General features: G+C 43.4%; 14 protein-coding genes. 7 read left to right on the forward strand and 7 right to left on the reverse strand.

Features of this window, described 5'->3' with window-relative positions:
• Nucleotides 1–313: 313 nt before the first annotated feature.
• Nucleotides 314–781, reverse strand: coding sequence for a hypothetical protein (locus HGH90_RS25545; protein WP_168762591.1), 468 nt, complete (start codon nucleotides 779–781; stop codon nucleotides 314–316).
• A gap of 69 nt (nucleotides 782–850) precedes the next feature.
• On the reverse strand, nucleotides 851–1,318 hold the full coding sequence (locus HGH90_RS25550) for a hypothetical protein (RefSeq protein ID WP_169192174.1): 468 nt from the start codon (nucleotides 1,316–1,318) through the stop codon (nucleotides 851–853).
• A 465-nt stretch (nucleotides 1,319–1,783) separates the two neighbouring features.
• Between HGH90_RS25550 and HGH90_RS25555 the strand changes: the two genes are divergently transcribed.
• The 5 genes from HGH90_RS25555 to HGH90_RS25570 all read left to right on the forward strand — a co-directional run bounded on the left by HGH90_RS25555 (nucleotide 1,784) and on the right by HGH90_RS25570 (nucleotide 9,368).
• Complete coding sequence (locus HGH90_RS25555) at nucleotides 1,784–2,680, forward strand: NmrA family NAD(P)-binding protein (protein ID WP_169192175.1); 897 nt, start codon at nucleotides 1,784–1,786, stop codon at nucleotides 2,678–2,680.
• A 25-nt stretch (nucleotides 2,681–2,705) separates the two neighbouring features.
• A complete protein-coding gene (locus tag HGH90_RS25560) occupies nucleotides 2,706–3,161 on the forward strand; it encodes a nuclear transport factor 2 family protein (RefSeq protein ID WP_168762594.1) in 456 nt (151 codons plus the stop codon).
• A gap of 279 nt (nucleotides 3,162–3,440) precedes the next feature.
• Nucleotides 3,441–4,052, forward strand: coding sequence for a hypothetical protein (locus HGH90_RS25565; RefSeq protein WP_317166177.1), 612 nt, complete (start codon nucleotides 3,441–3,443; stop codon nucleotides 4,050–4,052).
• An 18-nt stretch (nucleotides 4,053–4,070) separates the two neighbouring features.
• Nucleotides 4,071–4,358 (forward strand): helix-turn-helix transcriptional regulator, encoded by a 288-nt coding sequence (locus HGH90_RS32150; protein ID WP_317166178.1) that lies wholly within the window; start codon nucleotides 4,071–4,073, stop codon nucleotides 4,356–4,358.
• Between the two features lie 612 nt (nucleotides 4,359–4,970).
• Complete coding sequence (locus tag HGH90_RS25570) at nucleotides 4,971–9,368, forward strand: T9SS type A sorting domain-containing protein (protein ID WP_169192176.1); 4,398 nt, start codon at nucleotides 4,971–4,973, stop codon at nucleotides 9,366–9,368.
• Nucleotides 9,369–9,470: 102 nt separating this feature from the next.
• Here HGH90_RS25570 and HGH90_RS25575 read toward each other — a convergent pair whose 3' ends face one another.
• Both HGH90_RS25575 and HGH90_RS25580 read right to left on the reverse strand, forming a co-directional pair.
• On the reverse strand, nucleotides 9,471–10,292 hold the full coding sequence (locus tag HGH90_RS25575; protein ID WP_168762597.1) for a DUF4249 domain-containing protein: 822 nt from the start codon (nucleotides 10,290–10,292) through the stop codon (nucleotides 9,471–9,473).
• A gap of 16 nt (nucleotides 10,293–10,308) precedes the next feature.
• Complete coding sequence (locus HGH90_RS25580) at nucleotides 10,309–12,681, reverse strand: TonB-dependent receptor (RefSeq protein ID WP_169192177.1); 2,373 nt, start codon at nucleotides 12,679–12,681, stop codon at nucleotides 10,309–10,311.
• Nucleotides 12,682–12,927: 246 nt separating this feature from the next.
• Here HGH90_RS25580 and HGH90_RS25585 point away from each other — a divergent pair, with 246 nt between their 5' ends.
• Both HGH90_RS25585 and HGH90_RS25590 read left to right on the forward strand, forming a co-directional pair.
• A complete protein-coding gene (locus HGH90_RS25585) occupies nucleotides 12,928–13,935 on the forward strand; it encodes a sensor histidine kinase (RefSeq protein WP_169192178.1) in 1,008 nt (335 codons plus the stop codon).
• Nucleotides 13,932–14,654, forward strand: coding sequence for a LytR/AlgR family response regulator transcription factor (locus HGH90_RS25590; RefSeq protein WP_168762600.1), 723 nt, complete (start codon nucleotides 13,932–13,934; stop codon nucleotides 14,652–14,654). Before HGH90_RS25585 ends, HGH90_RS25590 begins: the two co-directional genes overlap by 4 nt.
• A gap of 124 nt (nucleotides 14,655–14,778) precedes the next feature.
• Here HGH90_RS25590 and HGH90_RS25595 read toward each other — a convergent pair whose 3' ends face one another.
• The 3 genes from HGH90_RS25595 to HGH90_RS25605 all read right to left on the reverse strand — a co-directional run bounded on the left by HGH90_RS25595 (nucleotide 14,779) and on the right by HGH90_RS25605 (nucleotide 23,914).
• The gene (locus HGH90_RS25595; RefSeq protein ID WP_168762601.1) at nucleotides 14,779–16,173 is read right to left on the reverse strand and encodes a sialate O-acetylesterase; all 1,395 of its coding nucleotides are present in this window, start codon (nucleotides 16,171–16,173) and stop codon (nucleotides 14,779–14,781) included.
• Between the two features lie 176 nt (nucleotides 16,174–16,349).
• Complete coding sequence (locus HGH90_RS25600; protein ID WP_169192179.1) at nucleotides 16,350–21,803, reverse strand: RICIN domain-containing protein; 5,454 nt, start codon at nucleotides 21,801–21,803, stop codon at nucleotides 16,350–16,352.
• A gap of 83 nt (nucleotides 21,804–21,886) precedes the next feature.
• A complete protein-coding gene (locus tag HGH90_RS25605) occupies nucleotides 21,887–23,914 on the reverse strand; it encodes an alginate lyase family protein (protein WP_169192180.1) in 2,028 nt (675 codons plus the stop codon).
• Nucleotides 23,915–23,938 lie beyond the last annotated feature (24 nt).

Consider the following 23,938-nt stretch of genomic DNA (forward strand, 5'->3'; position numbering starts at 1 on the left):
GGAATATTATAGAATCAATTTCTTTATATTTGCCTATCATTACTCCTGACTATAACGGTTATACGTAATCAGGTTAGCATTACGGTTAGCAATAAACGCTCACCACTCTAAAACACAGACTCTACAAAACATTACGAACATACGTGATACTCCCAAGGGGATCACTGGAAATTTTCAAAGCTCGCGCTGGTCGCGGGCTTTGTTGTTTTGATCTATTTGTTAGTCTATCAAAGTGCGGGTTCGCATTTCGGCTTACTCGGGCATAAAAAAGGACGCAGCACACTGCGTCCTTTTTATATGCTATAAAATAAAGTTATTCCTTAGGCTCTATCCTGATATTGCCATCCTTCAAACCGGTAGAGATGGAGATGTATTCTTTACCACGGACGATATAACTGCGTACAAAATTTGGGTCCTTAGGCGCAAATCTGCTGTTAAAAATCGTTTTATAAATCTGGGCAAGGAAATCTTTTTTGCCATAAAGGAGAATTTCCTCAACAAGCCCTGTTCCGGTATTGACAGCATACCTGATGTAGAAGTCAACACTGCTGCTGTCGGTAGCATTGTAAAATGAATACAAGTAAGTTCCGCCAGATCGCTGCTCAGGGTTGTCAGTAGCAAACAGATTGAGCATTTTGGTTACTTGTTCATTTAATACCAATGCCTCCTTGTAAGGGACTCCAATAAGCTTGTCGTTGTTAGTTTGTGCTTTTATGTTACTACAGATGAGTACAAACAATGCGGCCAACATAAACCGACATGCTACAGCGTAAAATTTCATTCTAAGTAAAAATTATATTAAGTATAAGATAATGGATAATTTATTAACAATGTACTATACTTAAAAATATCATTTCCCTTTTTCCTCTATCCTGATATTACCATCGTCGAACCCTGTGTTAATAGAGATGTATTCATTACCGCGGGTTACATGAGCGAGTACAGAATTAGGGTTTTTAGGTGCAAATTTTTTATCAAAAAGTGTTTTGTAAATCTGGCTGAGATAGTCTTTTCCACCATATAGATAGACTCCGCCAACGAGCCCTGTTTTAGGGTAAATTGCATATCCGATGCGCATGTTGACCCGGAGGCTGTCTGAAGTATTGTAAAATTCGTACTCATAATATCCTTTTGTTCTCTCTTCTGCTTCATTGTCAACAAGCAGGTTTAACATTTTTGCTACCTGCTCATTAAAGCTTAACGCCTCCTTGTAGGGAACGCCTATGAGTTTCTTATACGTTTGTGCTTTTACGTTACCACCCGTGAGTACAAACAATGCGGCCAACATAAACCGGCATACTACAGAATAAAAGTTCATTTTAAGTAAAAATTATATTAAGTAAAGTTAATGAATAATTTATTAACGGTATGGATACCGTTTTTATGAAATGTTTATGCGCGGAACAGAAACTCACTCCCTCCGTTAGTCAGTTCCTTCACTTTTTGAAAGTTCGTCGTCTGCCCATTCACCGTCTGCCTTTTTTAGAAGTGTATTTTGATAGCGCTTGTTCAATGTGTCAATCTTACCTATGATACTGGTGCTTTCCTACGGCCATTGTTTTATAAATGCGGGAATGCCCCGACTTACAATACTTAATACAGCAATAAAATCCAGGTATATACCACCATAATCAGCTAGAAAATTGGATAAGGGTTTTGGTATATCGATTAATCCATCTATCGTCATTTTGGATACAACGTAGCTCAATCTGGCAACAGGAGATTAATAATTCATGTGCAATTTTGTATTGTAAAATTCAAACAAGAATAGAAATCAAAAAAAATGAAAAAAACAATTGCATTATTAGGCGCAACCGGAAAGGTGGGGGGTAAGATTTCAGAAATCCTTTTGAAAGACGGATTTCATTTAAAACTAATTGCGCAAACGGAGAGCAAGTTCGAAAGGTTTAAGGATTTGGGTGCTGAAGTAATTCCGGCAGACATTATGGATGTGAGTGCATTAACTGAAGCATTTCGTAATGCCGATGGTGCGTATGTAATGACACCGCCTGATTTTGGTGCTGTCAGCTATCGGGCGTTTCAACGAAAAGTTGGAGATGCTGTTATTGAAGCCGTTAAAAAGTCCGGGATACAATATATTGTAAACCTAAGTAGTTGCGGAGGCCATATGCACGAAGGTAATGGGCTTATTGGCGGTCTTGCCGAACAGGAGGTAAAATTGAACCAGTTAGAAAATGTCAATGTATTGCATTTGCGCCCGGCTTATTTTTTGGATAATTCTTTGCTAAATGCGCCACTAATAAAACAACTGGGGATAAATGGTACAACCGCCGATGCAGACCACGAAATTCCAATGGTGGCAACAAAGGATATTGCGGCGGTTGCGGCAGCTTATTTGGCTAAGCTGGATTTCGAGGGGAAAAGCGTTCAGGCTATACTTGGGCAAAGAAATTACTCATTTAATGAAATAACAGAAATTATAGGCAATGCGATTGGGAAGCCGGACTTACAATATGTTCAATTCCCGGTTGAGCAGTCTATACAGGCAATGGTTGAGCAAGGCCTTTCCGCGGATGTCGCTAAAGATATAGCTGGTATGGAAACTTCTCTGAAAAGTGGCGTGATGAACTATGAAAAAAGAACTGCCGCAAACACATCACCAACATCGGCGGAGGTTTTTATTCAAGAGGCATTCCTGCCATGGTATAATTCTCTATAATTTTTGACAGCATAATTTTTTTACAATGGAAAAGAAAATAACTGAGCAGGGAAAAGTAGATAGAAATCATCCCGCATTTAATGAAAATTCAGAACCATTTTACAGAATTGTAATGGAGGGGTTGAAGGAAGAAGTTGACGGAGAGCATTTTTGGGACGCCGTGGCTGAAAATGCCGTGTTTGAATTTCTGTACTATATTCCTGGATTTACTAACAAGATTAAAGGACGCAATGCATATATGGATTGGTTTGGCGGATATAGCAATGTTCTTCGTTCTTCTGACAATTTACGGATATATAAATCTGCAAATCCTGAAAATGTAATCATATTAGAGTATCAGGTTCATGGAACTGTTCCATCGACAGGAAAGGCTTATGATAATCGTTTCTGTTCTATCGTAACCATTAAGGATAGGAAAATAATTCACTGGCGTGATTATATGGACTCGCTTGCGGTGATGCTTTCAGTTTCTCCTGATTAGGTTGTGAAAAAATGCAGGATCTATTGGCGAGTTTGGGCAATAATGTTTGGGGGTACTGGAAGAAATACCAATAACATTATTGCCAAATATTTTGTACATTATTAATGGTTACTTGGTATAGCTTATTCGTCATTTCTGGTACAACGCAACTCATTTTAGCAACAATGGACTTATAATTTCTTTAGAGATTTACATTGTAGAACAGAGACGGTGCATAAAACGCGAAAAACAGGCATATCATTAAATAATGTTCTATACAAATAGTTTAAATTTATAGTAATGAAAAAAGATACCAATATACCCCAAAAAATCAGTTCCATTTCGGAATTTCATAAGCTGTTGGGCCTCCCAAAACCACTACACCCATTGGTTAGTTTAGTAAATTATGCAGATATAAAAATACCTTATAATGAACTGCCCAAAATCCTACTGCTGAATTTCTATAAAGTTTCTTATATGGAAAGCACTCCGGAGAGAATGAAATACGGCCAGGATTATTATGATTTTGACGAGGGAGGTTTGTCTTTTGTGTCACCTAATCAGATTATATCATGTGCAGAAATAGAGGAAAGCTATTCTGGTTTTACTTTGCTTATACACCCTGATTTTATTCGTAATTATCCGCTTTTAACGAAGATGAAAAATTACGGTTTCTTTTCTTACTCGGCAAATGAAGCACTATTTGTATCTGACAAAGAAAAGCAGATTATTTTCTCCGTTTTTGATAACATAAGAGATGAGCTGAATACCAATATTGACGATTTTAGCCAGGATGTAGTTATTTCTTACATAGAAGTTTTGCTCAATTACAGTAAGCGGTTTTATAAACGGCAGTTCATTACAAGAAAGGCTGCAAACACCGATTTGGTTGTGCGGATGGAGAATATATAGAACTACCATTTTGAGCAGGTGGACACGTCACAGGATAGGCTTCTTACAGTTGAATATCTGGCAGGTAAGTTAAATGTTTCACCACGTTATTTAAGTGACATGTTACGCTCTCAAACAGGGCAGAATGCCCAACAACACATTCACGATAAATTGATTGAAAAGGCTAAGGAGTACCTGACAACGACAAATTTATCTGTTTCAGAAATTGCTTATCAATTGGGTTTTGAATATTCGCAGTCATTCAACAAGCTGTTTAAAAAGAAGACAAGCCAGACACCTATGGAATTTAAACAAACCTTCAATTAACGTTATGGATGCAAAATCACTCATAGTCCGCTAACGTTAATAGAAAATGTTTGTTTCCCGGTCGTTTTATCTTGGATTGCCATTGCTGTGACATTATTGCGCGCGAGCAAGTCTGTGGCAAAATCATTTTGCAGCCAGACGCACATAAAAAAATATAAGTAGAAATCGAATAAGATAGAAAAAAAATAGTATTTTCCAATAGGAAATCCGGTACGTTAAACCCGTCACCCCTTAATCTACTGGCATTCCTTAAAAAGGCTTGTCAGGCTTTGATTTTCCAATCTAAAGCGCGATAATAAATCATTGCGAAAGAAAGTACGGATAAGCCCTTCTTGTCTGTTCATTCTCCCTAAGTTTATAAGTATTAATATTTTGCATTGGAGCGCGAAACAGTGAATAATTACTAAATATGGTTAAAACTATGACAAACTCGATTGCACACAAAGAACTCACAGTGAACGATGTAGGCCTGCTTTCTCAGGATTGACCCTTCTTGAAAGTATATTGTATAGCATCGCATTAACAAACCCTATCAGCCATACGCTCATGCTGGTTAGAGGCTGGTATTTTATCAATCAATCTATTTCCACAACCCTAAGAACTTGTACCCTTATGATCAAAAAAACTATCCTTACAGCGCTATGCGTTGCAGTATTTCAATTTGCCCATTCACAACAAAAGGTTCAAACTAATTATGAAACCGAAGAGAATGAGCAACATGACCAGGAATTTAAAAATACCCAATGGTATAAATTAATGCAAAAGCCACATGCCAACTATTTCAGTATCCGGAAAAAGTTTGACCGGTACATGGAGCGGCATCCGCTGGGGGAAGGCCCTAAAGAAACAGGCGAAGAATGGTTCAGGAAAAATATTTATTACCTGGATAGTAAGGGCAGGGTACAAGCCCCTCCTGCCTTTAACTACGTGGGCCTTCGTGGAGGTATTGTCCCCACCTCAAATGTTACGGACACGATGGTGGGAGACTGGCGTATGATCGGCCCGCGTAATCAAACATTACCAGGTGGTGGTGCAGGTGTAAAGGGTGGATTCTCTTATTGCGTACGGATGGACCCCACCAATCTGCAAAAAATGTTCATCAGCTTTCAGACGGGTGGTCTTTGGGTATCGGCTAATGGTGGAATTGTATGGCATCTGGTAGATGGCAACATGCCTGATAACCCTTACTTTGATATCGTTGTTTGCCCCGTCAATACAAACATCGTATATGCCATTTCAAAATCCGCCGTTATCAAGTCTACCGACGGAGGCTACACCTGGGCGGTAACCGGACTTAATAGTACCGCTTATCCTTCAGGCCAGGGAGTCGATGTGGCAGTATCTCCTTCCGATGCCAATATTGTTGTGGCTCGTTGGGGCAATTCATTGTACCGGTCAACAGATGGTGGAACTTCATGGACTTCGATTGTATCTTCCCTGAATACCATTAATGCAGATGGTTATGTCAATAATACCGGAGGTATCCTCGAATGGAGCAATAACGACCAAAACCGGGTTTTCTTCATAGATGCAGCATGGGATGGCACCTCTGCGGCCATTTATGCCTCTGCTAATAAAGGAGCATCCTTTACGAAGTTGACAACAATTACTATTCCAACAGATATTCCGAGCCAATACCAAAACTTAAAGTTCATAAAAATTGCGACTGCAACAGACAACACCTCTGCTGTTTTTGCTTTTTTAAACTGTGGTTATAACTATATGCAGTTATATCAAACAGATGTGAGCAATGGAGCTACAACGCTTCTGCGGAAAAATATGGTTAATAATTCAGGAGCTGATGCCATAGCGATGGATATCAGTAATTCCAGTAACATTATTTATGGTACCTATGGCGAAACAAATGTTCATTACTCAACAGACAACGGGCAAACTTTTGCAACCTCCAACCCGATGCACTTCGATATCAGGTCGATACATATTGTCAATGGTAAAGTGATGGTGGGAAATGATGGGGAAACCGTGGTGTCGAACGACAAAGGCGCCACTTTTTATAATGTTTCCGGAGGTATTTCAAATATTGAACTCTGGGGTTTTGGTGCTTCTTTTAAGTCTGATATTCTGGCTGCCGGCTGTAACCACGGTCCTCTTACTATTCGTGACTATGCGGGGAATGGAGGCTGGTACACTGTATTCGGCGCCGATCAGCAAAATACGGATGTGAACCCGCTCGACAGTATTCATGTGATTACCCGGGGATATGGTACCTCTTTAGTATCAAGGACAGGGATTGGCACATTTACATCCGCTCCTACCCAGGTGGACCCTGGCAGGGAAGACTGGATCAATAACCTGACCTATCATCCATATCTGTTTAATACGATCGTAAGCCATACGGCGGGGGACTTCCCGGAAGATACTCCTGTGGCCACGCGGCAAATCTGGCGGAAATCCCTGGTCAGAAGCGATGACAATGGTCTTACGCTCAAGGTGGTGTATACATTCAACGACAGGTTAATGAGCGAAAAAATCTGTATGAAAGATACCAATCGCATTTATTGTATCGTTTCCCCTTCCAATAACCATTTATGGAAAACTTCCAACGGTGGCGTAAACTGGGCAGAAATAACGCCCAGTACATCAATAACCGGATCGGGTGTAACAAATATCAGTGATGTGGCAGTGAGCGATACCAATCCTGATGAGATATGGGTAACTTATTCGGGCGTGCAGGGTACCTGCAAAGTGTTGCATTCAACAGACGGTGGTGCCAGTTATACTAACCTTACTACCTCCACGCTTGGCACATATCCTATTTTCAAAATAATTTTTCAGCGCGGCACCAACGGTGGCGTTTATGTAGGGAATAAATCAGGTGTTTTCTACCGGAATAATAGCATGGCCGACTGGCAAAAACTGGGTACAGGACTACCGATGTTGGAGGTACATAACCTGTTTATCAATTATTATAAAGGAAAATTGTTGATCGGTACCACCAGGGGGGCCTGGGATCATGATCTCTACGAACATTCCTCCACGAAGGCACAAATATCTGCCAGCACAAAAAATCCCAGTTGCCAGTCCCCAACTGTACAATTCCGGGATTACAGTGTGGTGAGCAATGGAGGCACCGGCGCCACCTATTCCTGGAAATTCCCCGGAGGTACGCCCGCTACTTCTAACTCAGAAACACCGTTGGTCAGCTATGCAGGTGCTCCGGCAGGTAGTTATGATGTTGAATTAACCGTTACAGACCAGTATGGGACCAATACGCATAAACTTACCAGCTTTATCACTTATGATCCTGCCATTTGCTGTCAAAGCACTGCTCCGGGCTGGACATCGGAAGACATTGGGGGCCCGGCAATAGCCGGATCGACCTGTTATAATTCAGGCCTGAACCGTTTTACAGTGAAGGCATCCGGTACCGATATCTGGGATTATTCAGACCAGTTCAGGTTCAATGACACGGCACTGAACGGTAATGGACAAATTGTTGCAAAAGTAGTAAGCCTTAATGGTACCAGCGCCTGGACAAAGGCTGGCGTGATGATCCGGGAAACCACCAATGCTGATAGTAAACATGTGTACATGGCAATAACGCCAGGCTTCGGGGCTAATATGCAGTGGAGGGCTGTTGCTGGTAGTAATTCTTCAAATGTACAGGGTAATCCTAGCACGCCTACGCCATATTGGGTAAAACTTGTTCGCTCAGGTAGCCAGTTCACTGGTTACAGCTCGCCCGATGGAGTTAACTGGGATTCAGTTAGTACTATTAATATAACGATGAATGCTGCTGTAAGAATCGGGATTGCTGTTACCAATCATGATAACACCCAGCTCGCAACTGCTGTTGTCGACAATGTGAATGTCTCGTCTTCCTGTATAACGATCACGAAACAACCACTTTCGACAACCACTTGTCTTGGTAACAATGCCACTTTTACTACCACCGTATCAGGAACAGGTAATACCTATCAGTGGTTGACAAATAGCGGCGGTGGCTGGTACAATGAAGGTGATGGCAACTGGCCCAATGGTGCTGTTACAGGTTCTACTACCACAACGCTGGTGAAAACAGTGAATGGGTCTACTAATAATGGCCAGCAATGGCAGTTGAAAGTGACCAATCCTACCTGCGGTACCATCCTTTCCAATCCGGCAACACTTACCGTAACCGGGGCTGCTATCACATCACAGCCGGTGTCTGCAACAGTTTGCATGGGCAATAATGCTGTCTTTAGCGCAGCTACATCAGGAGCAGGCAATACTTACCAATGGCAATCCTATCAGGGTGGTAGCTGGATTAATGAAACCGATGGCCCCAAGTCTGATGGAGACGTTACAGGTTCAACTACACCCACCCTGACAAAAGTGGTGAATACTTCCACGCCAAATGGCCGGCAGTGGCGCCTCCTGGTTAACAATGGAACTTGTAGTGCGCTTACTTCTAATACCGTAACACTTACCGTTGCAGGTACAGCCATCACTACGCAACCTGTTTCTGCAACCGTATCCATTGGCGGTACAGCCACTTTCAATGCCATAGCTGCCGGTACTGGCAATACCTATCAATGGGAAACCAATCAGGGAAACAGTTGGTACAATGAAGCCGATGGCTCCTGGTCTGATGGCGCTGTTTCAGGGGCTACCACGCAAACGCTTACGAAAACAGTGAATGCCTACACGCAAAATGGCCGGCAGTGGCGCCTCAAGGTCACCAATGGCGCCTGTAAGGTTGTTTCCAATATCGTTGTTTTAACGGTTGCATCAACAGCACGGATAGCAAATACGCAAGCCTCCGCGATCAATGTAAAGGAAAAAATATCCTTGTATCCTAACCCTACGCATAATATGCTCACCATTACAGGAATGACCGGCAGAAAATTAATTGCTGTTTATAACAGTATTGGCGTGTGCATTTATTCGGCAACAATTACTGAAACAATGAAAACCATTAGTACAAACAACTGGACAAATGGTGCATATGTTATAAAAATCACAGGAACAGATGGTCAGATACAAAACTTTGAGGTCATTAAGAACTGATAATGACCAGTTATAATCTTTAAAAGCACAAAACCAGCTATAGTAGCTGGTTTTGTGCTTTTAAAGATTAGGTTGTATGTTAAAGTGCGGATCCGCTTAGTTTTACCGTATCGTATAATCCCTCACATCCACTTCCGATAACCTGAAATAGCCAAAAGCAAAGTTTTCGAAGTGGCTTTGATTAATGATATTTCCCCTCACCGAGCCCGGGGTTGTTTGAAACGGCCCGCTCTGTGATCCGGATGCCGCCAACAGTTTCCTGAAGTAATCGTAGTATCTCCTGGAAATCCCATACAGACTGATATGTATTGAGTCTCCGGCCTTCAGGTCTTTGTCAGAAAAATATTCCTGCATTAGGTTGCCTTGGCTGTTCTGGTCATCCTGCGCTTTATAATCCGGATACGCTGATACAGGTGATTCAATACGGTGCAGGTAGTAATTTTCCTCATTACCATTGTCCTGGTAAGCATATTTGATTTCCACTTCATCCCCTCCGAATCCGCCTTTGTCGTTCTGTTCAATATTATCTTCGATATCTGGTACGCCTATACAGGTTTCGGTGGCGGTATAGATCTCCTCGTTTAAAACTACTTTTAATGTATAGGTTTCCCCGATAACCGGATGGAAATTGGAGCAGATATATTCTCCCGTACCGGGCTTTTCCATAAAGCTAAAAGCGGTATTTGCTGAGTTTGTTATAACAATGTCCGCTCCCGAAACCGTTGGAAATGTGGAATTGTAATAGCCCGTGGTGGTGGAGAGTTTGATTTTCTGCTCATTGCCTGCCGTGCCTTTTATCCAATCGATGGATGCATCAATTACTAATTTCGGCGGGGCTGTTTCCAGATCCACTTCCACTACTTTTGTGCAGGACAGCAGAAAAAAGCAGCATGAAATAACCAGGTATTTAAGTATGTTTTTCATTTTTACACTATTAGCATTAGAATTTGAAATTGTAGGTCACACCGGGTACGATACCGAAAATGGAAATCCGTTTTGCTTCACTCAATCCTGTTTCCCTGTTTTGCTCAAACATAAGAGATGCGGCATTGTTTCTACCGTAAACGTTATAAATACTGAACACCCATTCACCTTTCCACCTTTTCTTGCTGTCAGGCTTGGGGGTATAGCTGGCTGATAAGTCCAGGTGGTGATAAGCCGGAAGCGAATTGGCATTCCTCCGTCCGTAATTTGCAGTCGTGATTCCCTGGTACTGGTATTTGCCGATGGGATAGGTGGCAGCTTTCCCTGTCTGGTAGGTAAAAATGCCGCCAAAGCTCCATTTTTTTGTCAGTTGATAGGCGGCGGTAAGCGAAAGGTTATGTGTTTTGTCGTAATTGGCTCGATACCATTGGCCGTTGTTAATGCCAGGTTCTGCTGCATTTCTTCCTGGGGTGCGCTGCTCTGCTTTTGAAAGTGTGTAAGAAAGCCAGCCTGTCATCCTGCCGGTATTTTTCTTTAACATTACCTCCAGTCCGTAAGCTCTTGCTTCCCCATTTAGCAATACCTGTTCTATGGCTTTTTGTGCAATCAGTTCGGCACCATCAATGTAATCTGCTTTGTTCTTAATTTTCTTATAGAAAGCCTCTGTTTCCAGGGAGTATTTTCCGTTAGGGAAATTTCTGAAATAGCCCAATGCGACCTGGTCAAGTATTTCGGGCTTCAGGTATTGATCGCTCGGGGCCCATATATCCAATGGAGATACGGAAGCGGTGTTAGAAATTAAATGGATATACTGGCTCATCCGGTTATAGCTCGCCTTAATGGATTGATCGTCATTTAAGGCATAAGAAACTGCCAGGCGGGGTTCTAAGTTTCCAAATTCAATGATTTTTTTATTTTTATTGTAATAGGTTATACTCGTTGGTTTTCCTTCTTCATAAATTTGTAGTTCAGGATTGAATAACACCGCCTGGCTATTGGCATAGTTATTTACATGCTGTTCCCCTAACCGAAGGAAATAGCTGTATCGCAGCCCATAAGTCAATGATATTTTATCCGTGAGTTTTTGATCGGCACTGATATATAGGGCATTTTCCCAGGCATATTTCTTTTCAATCTGGTCGGGATTGATAGCCGATGTGGAGTCCATGGGTTTTATGGTGCCTGGATTGAATTTGTAATAAGTGGAATTGATACCGTAATTCAGCACTAGTTTGTCCGACAGGTGATGGCTAAAATCATACTTAAAATTAAAATTGCGGATGTCCGATACCCAGTCAATGCCAACATATTTTATCTTCAGACCATAATCATACCTGCTGTAAATGATCGATGCATTGGAAAAGAATTTCTCAGAAAAAATATGATTCCAGCGAAGGTTAAAGAAGGAGTTCCCATAATTGTTACTGAAGAAATTGCTGAAATCCATTTTATCCTTGCCGAAATACCCCGAAAGAAAAATCCTGTTGTTGTCATTGACCTTAAAGTTCAGTTTAGCATTCAAATCATAGAAAGAAATGGAATTGGGATTGTCTGCCAGTTTCATAAATAAGTGAGCATAAGAAGTACGGCCAGCCACCACGAATGAGCTTTTATCTTTTACTATTGGTCCTTCTGCCAATAACCGGCTTGAAATTGCCCCAATTCCACCTGTTATATGAAACGTTTCGTTGTTTCCTTCTTTTTGATAAATATCTAAAACTGATGAAGTACGCCCACCGAAATTAGCAGGTATTCCACCTTTATACAATTTCAGATCTTTGATTACGTCTGCATTGAAAACGGATAGAAAGCCGAACAGGTGCGAGGTATTGTAAACAACCGCCTCATCTAATAATATCAGGTTGCCGTCTACCGAACCGCCCCTGACGTTAAAGCCTGTTGCTCCTTCCTGTGCAGTGGATATTCCCGGAAGCTGCAGGATAGCTCTCAAAATATCTACCTCGCCCATCACTGCCGGCATCTTTTTGATAGTGGAGATAGAAAGTTTATTTACACTCATTTCAGGTTTTCGGATGTTGTTGGCTGATCCATTGTATTTTATCACCACTTCATTTAGGTTTTTGCTTTTTTCAGGCATTGAAAAATTCTTCCTGGTGTTTGCTGCCAGGACGATATGTTCTTCAATGGTCTCAAATCCCACACAGCTGATAACGATGGTATATTCACCTTTGGGTAAGGTAACGGAATAAAAACCGTAAGCATTGGTGATGGTTGAAACTTTTGCTCCGGGAATGAAAATGCTTGCCCCGATGATCGTTTCGGTACTTGTTTTCATGTTGATTATTCCACTCAATGTGACTTTCTCCTGTGAATAGGCCCCAAGTGAAATGGTTATGAGCAGCAATGTATAAATGATCTTGTGTCTCATCCTTTAAAAATCGATTTAACAATTACAAATTCGACACAAAACTATTTCTTTGGATAACCGCCTTTTTGTAATTATACCAAACGCGGTATCTTTTATAGCAAAGTATGCCAGGGTACTACAAAATATATTGCTTATTTTATTCATTTTTTCGAGGCGCCTGTTTTCGTATAAAAAGCACACACTTTCGTATAAAAGCAGTGCAGACCACGGCATTTATTGCTAAGTTTGTACTATACAATTTGCTAAATGAATGATTTTACCCATCAACAGCTTATCAGCGAAAACGTGCTTTTCCGTTTCCTGATTTCACCAAACCTCAGAATATTACGGCACCTGCTGCTCATTGTTTTTATAGGTGCGGTTTTATACAATAGCACATCCGTCATTGATAAGCCGATCGCTGTATTTTTTTATTTTATTATATTGTTCTATGTAAATATGTATGTGCTGGTGCCCAGGCTTTTGTTCAGGAATAGAAATATCGCTTACTGCTTGTCTGTGCTCGGCATCCTTGCTGTGGTGGCTTTTTGTGGCTATTTTTTCAATCCGTTTAATAGAGAGAATGAGCTGAATATTCCGCTTTTTTCCTTCCTTACCGTGCTGCTGCTGGCATCTTCCGCTTCCATAAAACTGTTTCAGAAGGGTATGAAGGACAAGCAATTGATATACGAGCTAGAACAATCGAAAGCTTATGCAGAATTGGAGCAATTAAAGAATCAGATTAATCCGCATTTCTTGTTTAATATGCTAAACAATGCAAATGTTTTAACGAAGAAGGACCCCGAGAAAGCCTCGCAGGTTTTAATGAAATTGAGCGATTTACTTCGCTACCAACTTTATGATAGTGCAAGAGATAAGGTGCTGTTGACTTCGGATATTCATTTCCTGGAAGATTTTTTACTTTTGGAGAAAGTAAGGAGAGACAGGTTTGATTTCCTGATTTCAAAAGAAGGCGATTTGAGTGGCGTGCAAATTCCTCCTTTGTTGTTCATTTCGTTTGTGGAAAATGCGGTGAAACACAACAATGATGCAACAAGATCGTCTTATGTAAATCTGTATTTCGACGTTAGCAACAATGAGCTTTTCTTTAGATGCATCAACTCCAAGCCAATGCTTAAATCCGCCAATAATACAGGGGGATTGGGGCTGACGAATGTAAAACGAAGACTGGAACTTTTATTCCCTGCAGCACATAGTTTGAATATCGAAGATGATTTAGAAAGGTATTGTGTAACCTTAATCATAAAATTATGAACTGTATTATCATAGATGATGAACCATTGGCAAGAGAAGCCATAGAGATGTTGATTAACCAAAGTGGTGATTTGAATTTAATCGGTTCGTTCAATAGTCCCGAAGCGGCTATGGATTTTATAGCAAGTAATACAGTGGAATTAATCTTTCTTGATATACAAATGCCAGGAATTAGCGGGATTGAATTTGCCCGGACCATTCCGAAAGAAACATTTGTGATTTTTACAACCGCTTATGCTGAGTTTGCGAGCGACAGCTATGAAGTGGATGCGATTGACTACCTGATAAAACCCGTAAAATCAGCACGTTTTCAAAAAGCGGTTGAAAAAGCCCAGACCTACTCCAGATTATTCAAGGCTGATTATGCTAATAACAACATAGAACAGGTAGCAGACGACTTTTTCTTTGTGAAAGCTGACCGTAGAATTTTTAAAATCTATTTCAATAACATACTTTTTATCCAGGGGTTAAAAGATTATGTCGTGATGCACAGTGAAAATCAGAAGGTGATAACGGCAATGAATATCAAAACGATCTACGATCAGCTACCAAAGGATATGTTTGTGAGAGTGAGTAAATCCTATGTTATCAATGTTAAGCATATCGATGCTGTGGATAATAACACAGTATATATAGGTGTAAACGAAATTCCTATCGGGAGTATCTACAGGGATTTCTTTTTTAATGAATTTGTAACGAAGAAGATCGTGGGCAGGTAAGCTGACTTACGCGGGCTTAGTGCTGCAACGATAGGACACATTGGGCGTTCGTATGGCCATATGGTGAAACATTAAAAAAAAGCGTAAGTGGACATATTATATGTTTTCTGATGAGCGTACATTGTTATGGTTCAACCGGCAGGTGATCAGTCCGGAAAGGGCCAACAGGCAGACCTTCAGCAGAAAAAATATTGCCGATCGCAGTATTGGAAAAACTGTATCTCACCGACGCTGGTTTTGCTACTTTTTTGCTCCAAACAATCAATGCATCTTTTTCCACCTTTGCGGATGCTTCATAGAAAATATTGTCTGCTCCGGCTATATAAAGCGCTGCCGGTACTTTACCATTAATCCTGAGAGAAGTGGGAACGTTGCTGAAATGGAGCACAGCTTTGTTGCCATTGATGCTTATTTCTTTGAATGCCGGGCTTTTCCAGGTAAATCCTGTTTTGCCATAATTTTCGCCAAGCGCCCAGGCGGCAAGCCTGTTTCCAACTGTTCTCTTATCTTGTGGATGAATGTCTTTCACGTTATCAGTTACATCGGATATTACCACCATCCCGGTGCCGGCAAGGACGCTGCTGTGTGCCTGTGCCTCACGAAGCAGTGCGCTTTCGTTTTCTTTTTCGTAAGAAAACGGTGCTATCTGGACATAATAAAAGGGCAGCTGTTTGTTCCATGCAGCGCGCCAGGCGGCTATCATGCCGGTGAACAGTGGGGTGTAGGTAGCTGCTGTTTTCACATTTGCTTCTCCCTGGTACCAGATAACTCCCTTGATATTGAAGTTGAGAAGAGGGGCTATCATTGCATTGTAAGCATAACCAGGTTTGTGCGGCCACCAGGCGGCAGGGGCTAACCTGGCAGCAGCGGCAGAAAGTTCAGGCTGATCGGTAACAAGATGTTCCGGCGCCCATACCTCTGCCGGAGTTCCTCCCCAGCTGGCGTTAATGAGGCCCACCGGTACTCCCAACGATTGCTGCAGCTTGAGGCCGAAAAAATATCCCACTGCACTGAAAGATTTCAGGCTATTGCTATCACACACTTCCCAGGCTCCCGGGCAGTTGGCCTGCGGATAGGTGGCGGTAGTTTTTGGGATGTTAAAGAACCTGATGTTATTGTTACTGCAAACCGGCAGTTCTTCTGCTATTTGCCGTATGCCGTTATAATAGCTGAATTCCATGTTCGACTGCCCTGAACACAACCATACTTCACCGATCAGGATATTTTTCAGTACAATTTCGTTCGATCCTTTCAGTTTTATTTCATATGGTCCTCCTGCGGCAGGGGTATGTACTTTCAACATCCACTTTGCATCACCATTGGTGGTAGCGACAGCTGTTTTGTTGTCCCAGCCCGTGTACACGGTAACCTTTTCCATTGGGTTGGCCCATCCCCAGATCGCCACACTATCGTTCTGCTGCAGCACCATGTTACTGCCAACGAGTGCCGGCAACCTGATAGCGGCGTGAAGTAGAGTAGGCAGCAGCAGTGCGAGGCTGTAAAGGAGATACTTTTTCATAAACGTACGTGATATTTTTCGAGGTTAAATATAAAAACTATAGCCGTTTTTTTCCGTTTCTTTTTTGAAGGGGATTTCCTCTGCCTGTATACTACTGGAAATTTCCGGGTACAAGGACGGTAGCAGGAATACTACCGCCCCGTCCCGGAATAAGTGTTATACTATTTGTAATTGAACTAGCGTTTCACAAACGTTTTGGTAATGATCATCCCCCGGTTCTTGATCTGTATATAGTACAGGCCTGCCGCTAATCCGCGAACCGGAATAGCCTGGGATATGCCGGTTGCCGTCAGATTTTTCACCAGCACCCCGTTTTGATTGTACATCATGATGGCAGATCCCGCTTCAATCCCGGTTAACTGTATGTTTAATACATCGGCAACAGGGTTGGGATAAATAATTACATTTTCTTTCGGTGTCTCCACGAATACTTTTTTGCTAATGGTCCAGCCAGCGGCTGCTGCACAATCACCCAGTTTGTCGCCGTGATTCAAATGATCTTTTACATCTTCGGATGAAATACAGATCATTTTGTTGTTATGGCATACCATTACCTTATCGCTATAGTTACCACAACGTACATCTGATGTAATAATAACAATAGCGGCCGTTGAAGCACATCCTTTGCCATCGGTGGCAACAACGGTATACGTTCCTGCTGTATTTACGCTGATGGATGGGGTGGTTTGCCCGCTGTTCCACTGGTAACTATAAGGTGCAGTGCCGCCAGTAATGTTTGCTGTTACAAGCAAGGAGGCAGGTCCATAACCGGTGTAAATGGTGTTTTTTACACCTGCTGCTGCATTTATGGTATATACATCCGGGATGTTTAACTGCAGTGCTGTATTTACTGTTACGGTAGTTGCAGCGATATTTACATTGCCATGAGTGTCGGTTACCGTCCAGGTAATGGTTGACTGACCAATGTTGAATGAGCCACTTGCATTTATCCCGGAGCCGTTTCGTATAGTTGCTCCGCTTATATTGTACGTAATTGAGGCAATACCGCAGTTGTCTGACGCAACCAGCAACGGGATGTTATAAGAATCATTATTGTCATAGCAGAAAAATTGCGCCGGAGGTGCATCTACAATTGGTTTCAATGTGTCGGTAACTGTTATTTTCGCTGTTGCCGTACCTGAATGTCCATCTGCATCCGTTGCGCTAAGTGTTACAGTGACTGTCGAGTCAATATCAGCGCAGGTGAAATTACTCTTATTTAACCTTAATACCAATGCCCCGGAATAACTTACAGAACCATCATCTACTTGTTGAGGCGTAATGGATGCATTTCCATTTGCGTTGATCGGTGCGTTAATACTTTTTGCCTTTACAGCCGGTGGTATATATACAATAAGTTGGCGCGAAACGGGTGGAGCTGCCTTGTACATACTATCTCCGGCTTGTGTGGCGGTAACAACGGTAATGCCTTTGCCAGCGACATGTACCATCCCATTTACAATAGTGGCTACATTTTCATCTGAACTCCGGTAGGTAACGGGCAAGCCGGATGATGCCATTGCGCCGGCATTAAAGTCATTATCTCCAGCTTGTTTTTGTGATAGGGGAGCAAAGCCGATGGTTTGATTTTTTTTCATGCCTTCTGCAATCTCCGCATCGCTTAAAGCACGCTTGTAAATCTTAAATTCGTCAATAGCGCCGTTGAAGATCGGATCCGAAAATTGAGATTTGCCCAGGTAGTTTAAAGCGGTGCCGGTAGATGTACCTGTAGGGGTAAGCTGGGAAGGCCTGATATTAAGTGCCGAATTGCTCGACACCAGCACGCCATTTATATACAGCCGGGCGGTATCTCCCGATTGAGTAACAGCCAGGTGCACCCACGAATTTATTGGAAAGGTATAGGGAGCGCTGACGTTTAACTCTGTTCCCCCGTTTTTTATAGCATACCGGACTATTGAAGAGCTTATGTTATTGACAGTAGTCGTTCCTGCCTGAACGGAAAGGAACATATATTGTGTGGTACTGTTACCAAAGTCAAATACCCGCATCCAGTTTGCCATTGCATCCATTTTTACCCAGGCAGAAACGGTAAAATCAGATAGGGAACTTACGATTCCGGCTGGGAGAGTAGCATAGGCGTTGGCCGTACCATTCAGCTTAAGTGCGTTCCCATCTTTTCCGGGCATACGGGTTGCAACGGCAGCCAAGGTACCGTGTGTTGCTCCCCAACTATCGATAGCGCGATCTCCACTTGTTTCATCAAACTTCAGGTAGGTCATCTGACCCACATTCGGTAAGGCCGCCACTTCCGGACTTAAGGCAGTACTATCTGTGGCTGCAACCATGTAGTAATAAGCCGTTCCGTTATTCACGGTGGTGTCGGTGAACCTGGTGCTGGTTTGGCTGGCAATGGTGGTATAAGGTCCACCTGGTGTAGCCGAACGCTGTATATTATAAGTAGCATTGAAAATAGGACCCCATTCCAGGATGTTTTTAGCGTCGCCCGCCGCTACTGTCAGGTTTATAGGAATAGTCCCCACAGGCACGAAACGAAATGGGAAGCTATATGGAACCGGATCATTATCGCTTCCAACGATATATTGTATTTGCGCACCACTTATATACCAGTAGCCATTTCCGGCGGTTTGAGCTCTCTGGATCGCATACGAGGTACCGTCAGCATAGATATTCATTGAATTCCATGCATCTGAGTAGGGCGTGACACTGCGGCCAAATTGTGCGCTTTCATTGATATAATTGCTGAAGGAGGTAGGGGCACTTAGACAAATAATTTTATACCTGCCATTGCCCTGCTTTGTAACGTTCCATATCTGAAGCAGGGGATCGGTATTCTCTATATCGAATGTAGGGGTGTTGGTGGTATTCCTGGTCCATAAGGAATCATTGGTGAGCGGCTTGAGATAGTAGTTGCCATCAGCAAGTGAATTGGTACCATAAAGCATAGACGCTTTATACCGTTTGATGGCGCTTTCCAACACCGCCACATAGCTGCAAACCTCGATAACCGTTGATTGAGAATTATACAATGACTGCACGTAGGTAATGCTATCATTTAATTGCGCTTTGGCAGCTACCGGGAATTTACCCAGTTCATTTGTTGTGGTCACCATCGTGGTATCACGTAATTTAATAGCTTCGGCGAGCTTTTGGAGGTAAACAGAATCTATTTCTGCGCTCACGATGGGTTCTATCCTAAAGATCTGATTTGTTCCATCAAGCCATCTATTGAGGTTCATGGCCACGCCATCTGCGGTATTTGAACCAGGGACTTCCAACGATTTCTGACTTGGTTTTCCAACAATGCTGAAAGTACCGTTACCCCGGTCTTTAATAGACCAGACCTGGGATTCATCTGTATTCGAATAGGTGCGCTGTTCGATCCCTGCGCCATTGGTTGTGGCATTACCCACTACATCCATGGCTTTTCCACTTAGCAGGTTAATTACCTTGTAATCTATACCGGATAGGGGGCTTATCATCCAGTGCTGGTTACTTGAAAAAGAATATGTTTTTTGTCCCAGTAGCGCACTGTCGGCCAGCGAACTGTTTTTAACCTCCACTGCTTTGCCGCTATGCGTTGCAATAATACGGTACAAACCATTTAGTGTTTGTGGTACGTATGGCGCTTTGGGAGTGGCGGCATCAGCAGGAGAATCCGCACTTGTTCCGGCAGCATTTACGGCGCAGACCTTGTAGTAGTAGGATTGCCCGTTTGCCGCCTGGGTGTCCATAAAGCTATTCCCGGAAAGGTTAGATGCAATTGCCAGGTATGTACCATTTTCTGAGGTGGCCCGTTTAACCGTATAACTCTCTGCACCAAACGATGAAAGCCATCGAACCTGGACCTGGTTATTTCCCGCATATGCATATGTAGAGTGTGGAGCTTCGGGTGCGATAAGAATGCCTCCCTGTCCTCCGGTAACGCTCACATTACTGAAAGTAGCTGTATCTAAAACGCCATTGGCGTTGGAGCAAACTGCCAGGCCTATATATGCTTTGCCATTGAAGCTGGCAAACCTTCCCTGAACTTCCGAAGCCCAGCTTGTGCCATCTGGCGAATAGTACATCACGATTACGTCTCCTATTCTTTCAATCTTTACCCAATAAGCATCCTGGGGGATAGTCCTTTCGGCTTTTTCCCAATTGGATCCGCCTCGGACCTCTGTCCATCCATGCATAAATGCTTCAGCCCTTTTTCCTGTTTTAATTGCGATCCATGCCCTTTGCGCTGAGGTAGCTGTCAAATCAGAGCGAATCATTAGTCCTGCTCTTGCATTAAGCGCACTTGTTCCAACTGTTTCCACTTTGGCGATAATAGAACAGTTGCCGGTCACTTCCTTGTAAACGAAGTGAAAACCATCGGCGGCATGCGTTAGTATATCGGTTCCACTTCCATTTATTGTCCAGACATTATTGTTGAAAGAGCTGCTTCCTGCGGGGGAAGCGGTTCCGATATCCAGGTCTGTCAGGCCACCTGTTCCCACTTTGCCGGGAGTAGGAACAATTTCGGTTTGCGGGGGAACTGTAGCCGTGGAGTTGTCTTCCGACTTATAAAACCACGTATATACAGGATCAAATCGTCGTGGTATGTCCGTAAGCCGTTTTGATATGTAAGCGGGACTTAAATTTTTGCGTACAATATAAGCTCCGTGCAATAGGGTTAATCCCCATCTACCACCATCCCAAACGCCGGTTTGATCCGTTAAATAATACCAGTCGGTAGGGCCAAAAGGGACAAACCCGATGGGTTCACCTGCATTTTTCCGGGAAAAATATTCTCCTGTAGCAAGAAGCCGGTTATCCAGTTCAGAATAGAGGTCAAAGCCCTGCTTCCACAAGACTTCTGCTGCAAAGGCGAGGGAGCTCCACATACCATGGGAATGGCCCTGATCTCTTCCACTTTCTCCATTTTGTCCGCTGGGCAGGGTATTTTTAAACCCGGTGGCGCCTATATATCTCATCAGGAAAATTACATGTGCTACTTTCTCGGGATCATCAGAGAAGGCGGCGATAGCCGCTCCTGCCGCTATGCTCAGAGTGCCTTTATTGGCAGGTCCTAAAGCGTAGCCGGCAGAACCTGATGCTGGCCAGTATACGTTGTTAAAGAGATTTTGTACTGCCGTTGTATTGGCTAGAGTCCAGCCACCCCAGGTTCCCCGGAGGATGGAGGCGGCGCCGCCGTATGCATAGGCGAAATCACCTAAGTCAAGGTTTGCTTCCTGCCCAACAAATTGCGTTTGGGTATTTGCCCATGCCAGTAAAATATCCCGCGATTTTATGGCATAAGCATCATTGCCTGTGAAATACCACATCAGGGAGAGGTTAAATGCAGCGCTCATATCGCTCATCCATTGGTTACGATTGATGTGGGGATTACGGCTAACCGAGGCAAAAGGCCCTTGCATCTGGTAGGTCAATTGAGACTTTCCATCTGCGGCCATGATATCGTATGCCTGTTTCCAGGGATAGTCTCCGGCCTGCACATGAGCTTTCAAAATACTGAGGTCAGAGCTGGAAAGCGGAATACCAGGGTGTACAAAGGTTTGTGCCCTGGCATTTGAGGAAAGTAAGAAGATAAAGATTGCTGCCCAAAGGCAGTTGAACTTTCTGGTCTTTGGTATAGTACCAGGGGTAGAAAAATTCGTCATAGGGTCTATTTTGTGAGGGTTAAAAAATATGTATCATTAGAAAAATTCTGAAAAATACCATCTTATGCCTGCCGGCTTGTCATTCATCTGCCGAGTGGCAGCCTCCCCGCTACTGTTACACTATCGAATGTGGCGGTGTTTAAATTGGAACTGTTGGAAGAAACAGCCAGTCCAACATAATAAGTGTTTGTCATTGAAACTGTAACCGGAGTACCCACGGCAAACCATGTTTCCCCATCGGTAGACTGGTAGGCAGTGACGGTGTTGCCAGCTTTTTGTAAACGGAACCAGGTAGGGGTGCGGGTGTATGCATTACCAGTTTGAAAGCTCATAGAACCGCCGGTGGAAGTACGGCTTCCAAATCTTGCTTCACGAATACCTCCATCTCCTGATGTCATACTAAAAGCGATGGCGTTGGGAGCGAGCGACTCCCGGATCATGATGCCTGATTTTTGTGAACCACCGCCAGTCCAGGTACTTGCTGCCATCCGCGCTGAGATCGTCGCATCGCCCGTTATGCTTTTATACACATAGCTCAAACCATCTGCGGAGGCGCCAATACCTGTTCCGGTGCCACTTACTACAAATGTGCCGTTACTCACATTTGCATATCCTGCCGTGCCTGTGGGGGCAACCGTTCCAATATCCTGTTTTATCCAGCCGGCAGGTAATGGACCGGTAGCCAGCGGCGTTGCATTTACCGCGGAAGAATTGGCGCTTGTTCCTGCCTGGTTAATGGCAGATACAACATAGTAATACCTGGTGCCGTTAATCACGCCAGTGTCTTCATATACAGGTGAAATTCCTTTGAAGGTGGCAATCGTCGTATAGGGGCCAGCGCTTGTTGTGGCACGTAATACGTTATACCCGTTTGCTGTAGCAACAGGTAGCCATTTTAACCATACTTTTCTTACACTTGCCGTTGCTTGCAGGCGGGTGGGTATGGACGGAGCAGGGGAAGGGGGATAAGGTGAAGCACTTGCATTTAAAGTATAACACAAGGTACCAAATCCAAGGTTGTCGTCATGCTCAAAACCTTCCGGGCGGTTGATTGCTGCCATCGCTTTTACATAAGGGGCGATTAGCCCTTTTCTAACCACATAGTGGTTATAGATCATTTCCCAGATAGGGCGTTGTAACCTGCCACGGCCAAAGCTGTTTTGTTCTGATGCCCAAAAGTTCAGCACGTTATCACAGTTGTTATACGTTGTGTAGGGAACATCTTTCCATAGATTGTATCTGGCAATGTATTCGGCGCCCGCCAGCAGGCGGTTATTATCATATCCGTACATATCCTGACCCTGGTTCCAGGCTATCTGGCAAAAGCTGGCGAGCATACCTACGCCTAACAGTGCATGCTCCTGATCACGGCCAGTCTCCTGCCACTGGCCCAGTCCGCCGGGATATAGAAAAGGGACTGCTTTGGCAATGTTGCCATTGCCCGCTCCGGATTTAAAGTAAGTGATGGCCTCATTGAATTTGGCGGTATCATCGCATAATACACCAATGCTCAAAACGGCAGTGATATTACAGATGTCCCAGTTAGCCCAGTAGTGGCTGATGCAGGCGTTGTTATGACGGCTCAAAAAATCATGACAGTTCGGGTACAGGTAGGTTGTCATCATGTTTTTAAATTGATTGAAATCTGCCGGCGACCAATTAGGATAAAGGCGCAGTATCTCTCCTGCCACGGCAAATTCATAAGTTGCTATTCCCATTAACCCCGGAATGTCCTGGCCAGTTGGCACCTGGTTTACGGCGTAGGCCCATGCATTCAAAATTTTCCGCGAGCAGGCTGCATAGGAAGTATCCCCGGAGATATACCAGCGAAGCGCATTAAGGTAAGCAGCAACGGCGTCGGCGGAAGCCCGCTGGCGGCTAACACCCATGTTGGCGCGTGCTGCTGCTATATACGTGTTTTGTGCTTTCGGGTGTGCAATTAATGCGTTCCAGCTATCAATCCAGGGATGGACTCCAGCCGCCACCTGGGTTTTCATCCTGTCCAGGTCAGTTTGCGTATGCAGGCCGCCGGGATGTACAAAGGATTGCGCAGCTGTGGTGATACTGGAAAAGAATAATAGAAAGATGGACAGGTATTTCAATTTATTCATGGTAAGATTTGTTTTATTATTTGT

The organism is Chitinophaga sp. Ak27, assembly GCF_012726295.1.
Lineage (GTDB): Bacteria > Bacteroidota > Bacteroidia > Chitinophagales > Chitinophagaceae > Chitinophaga.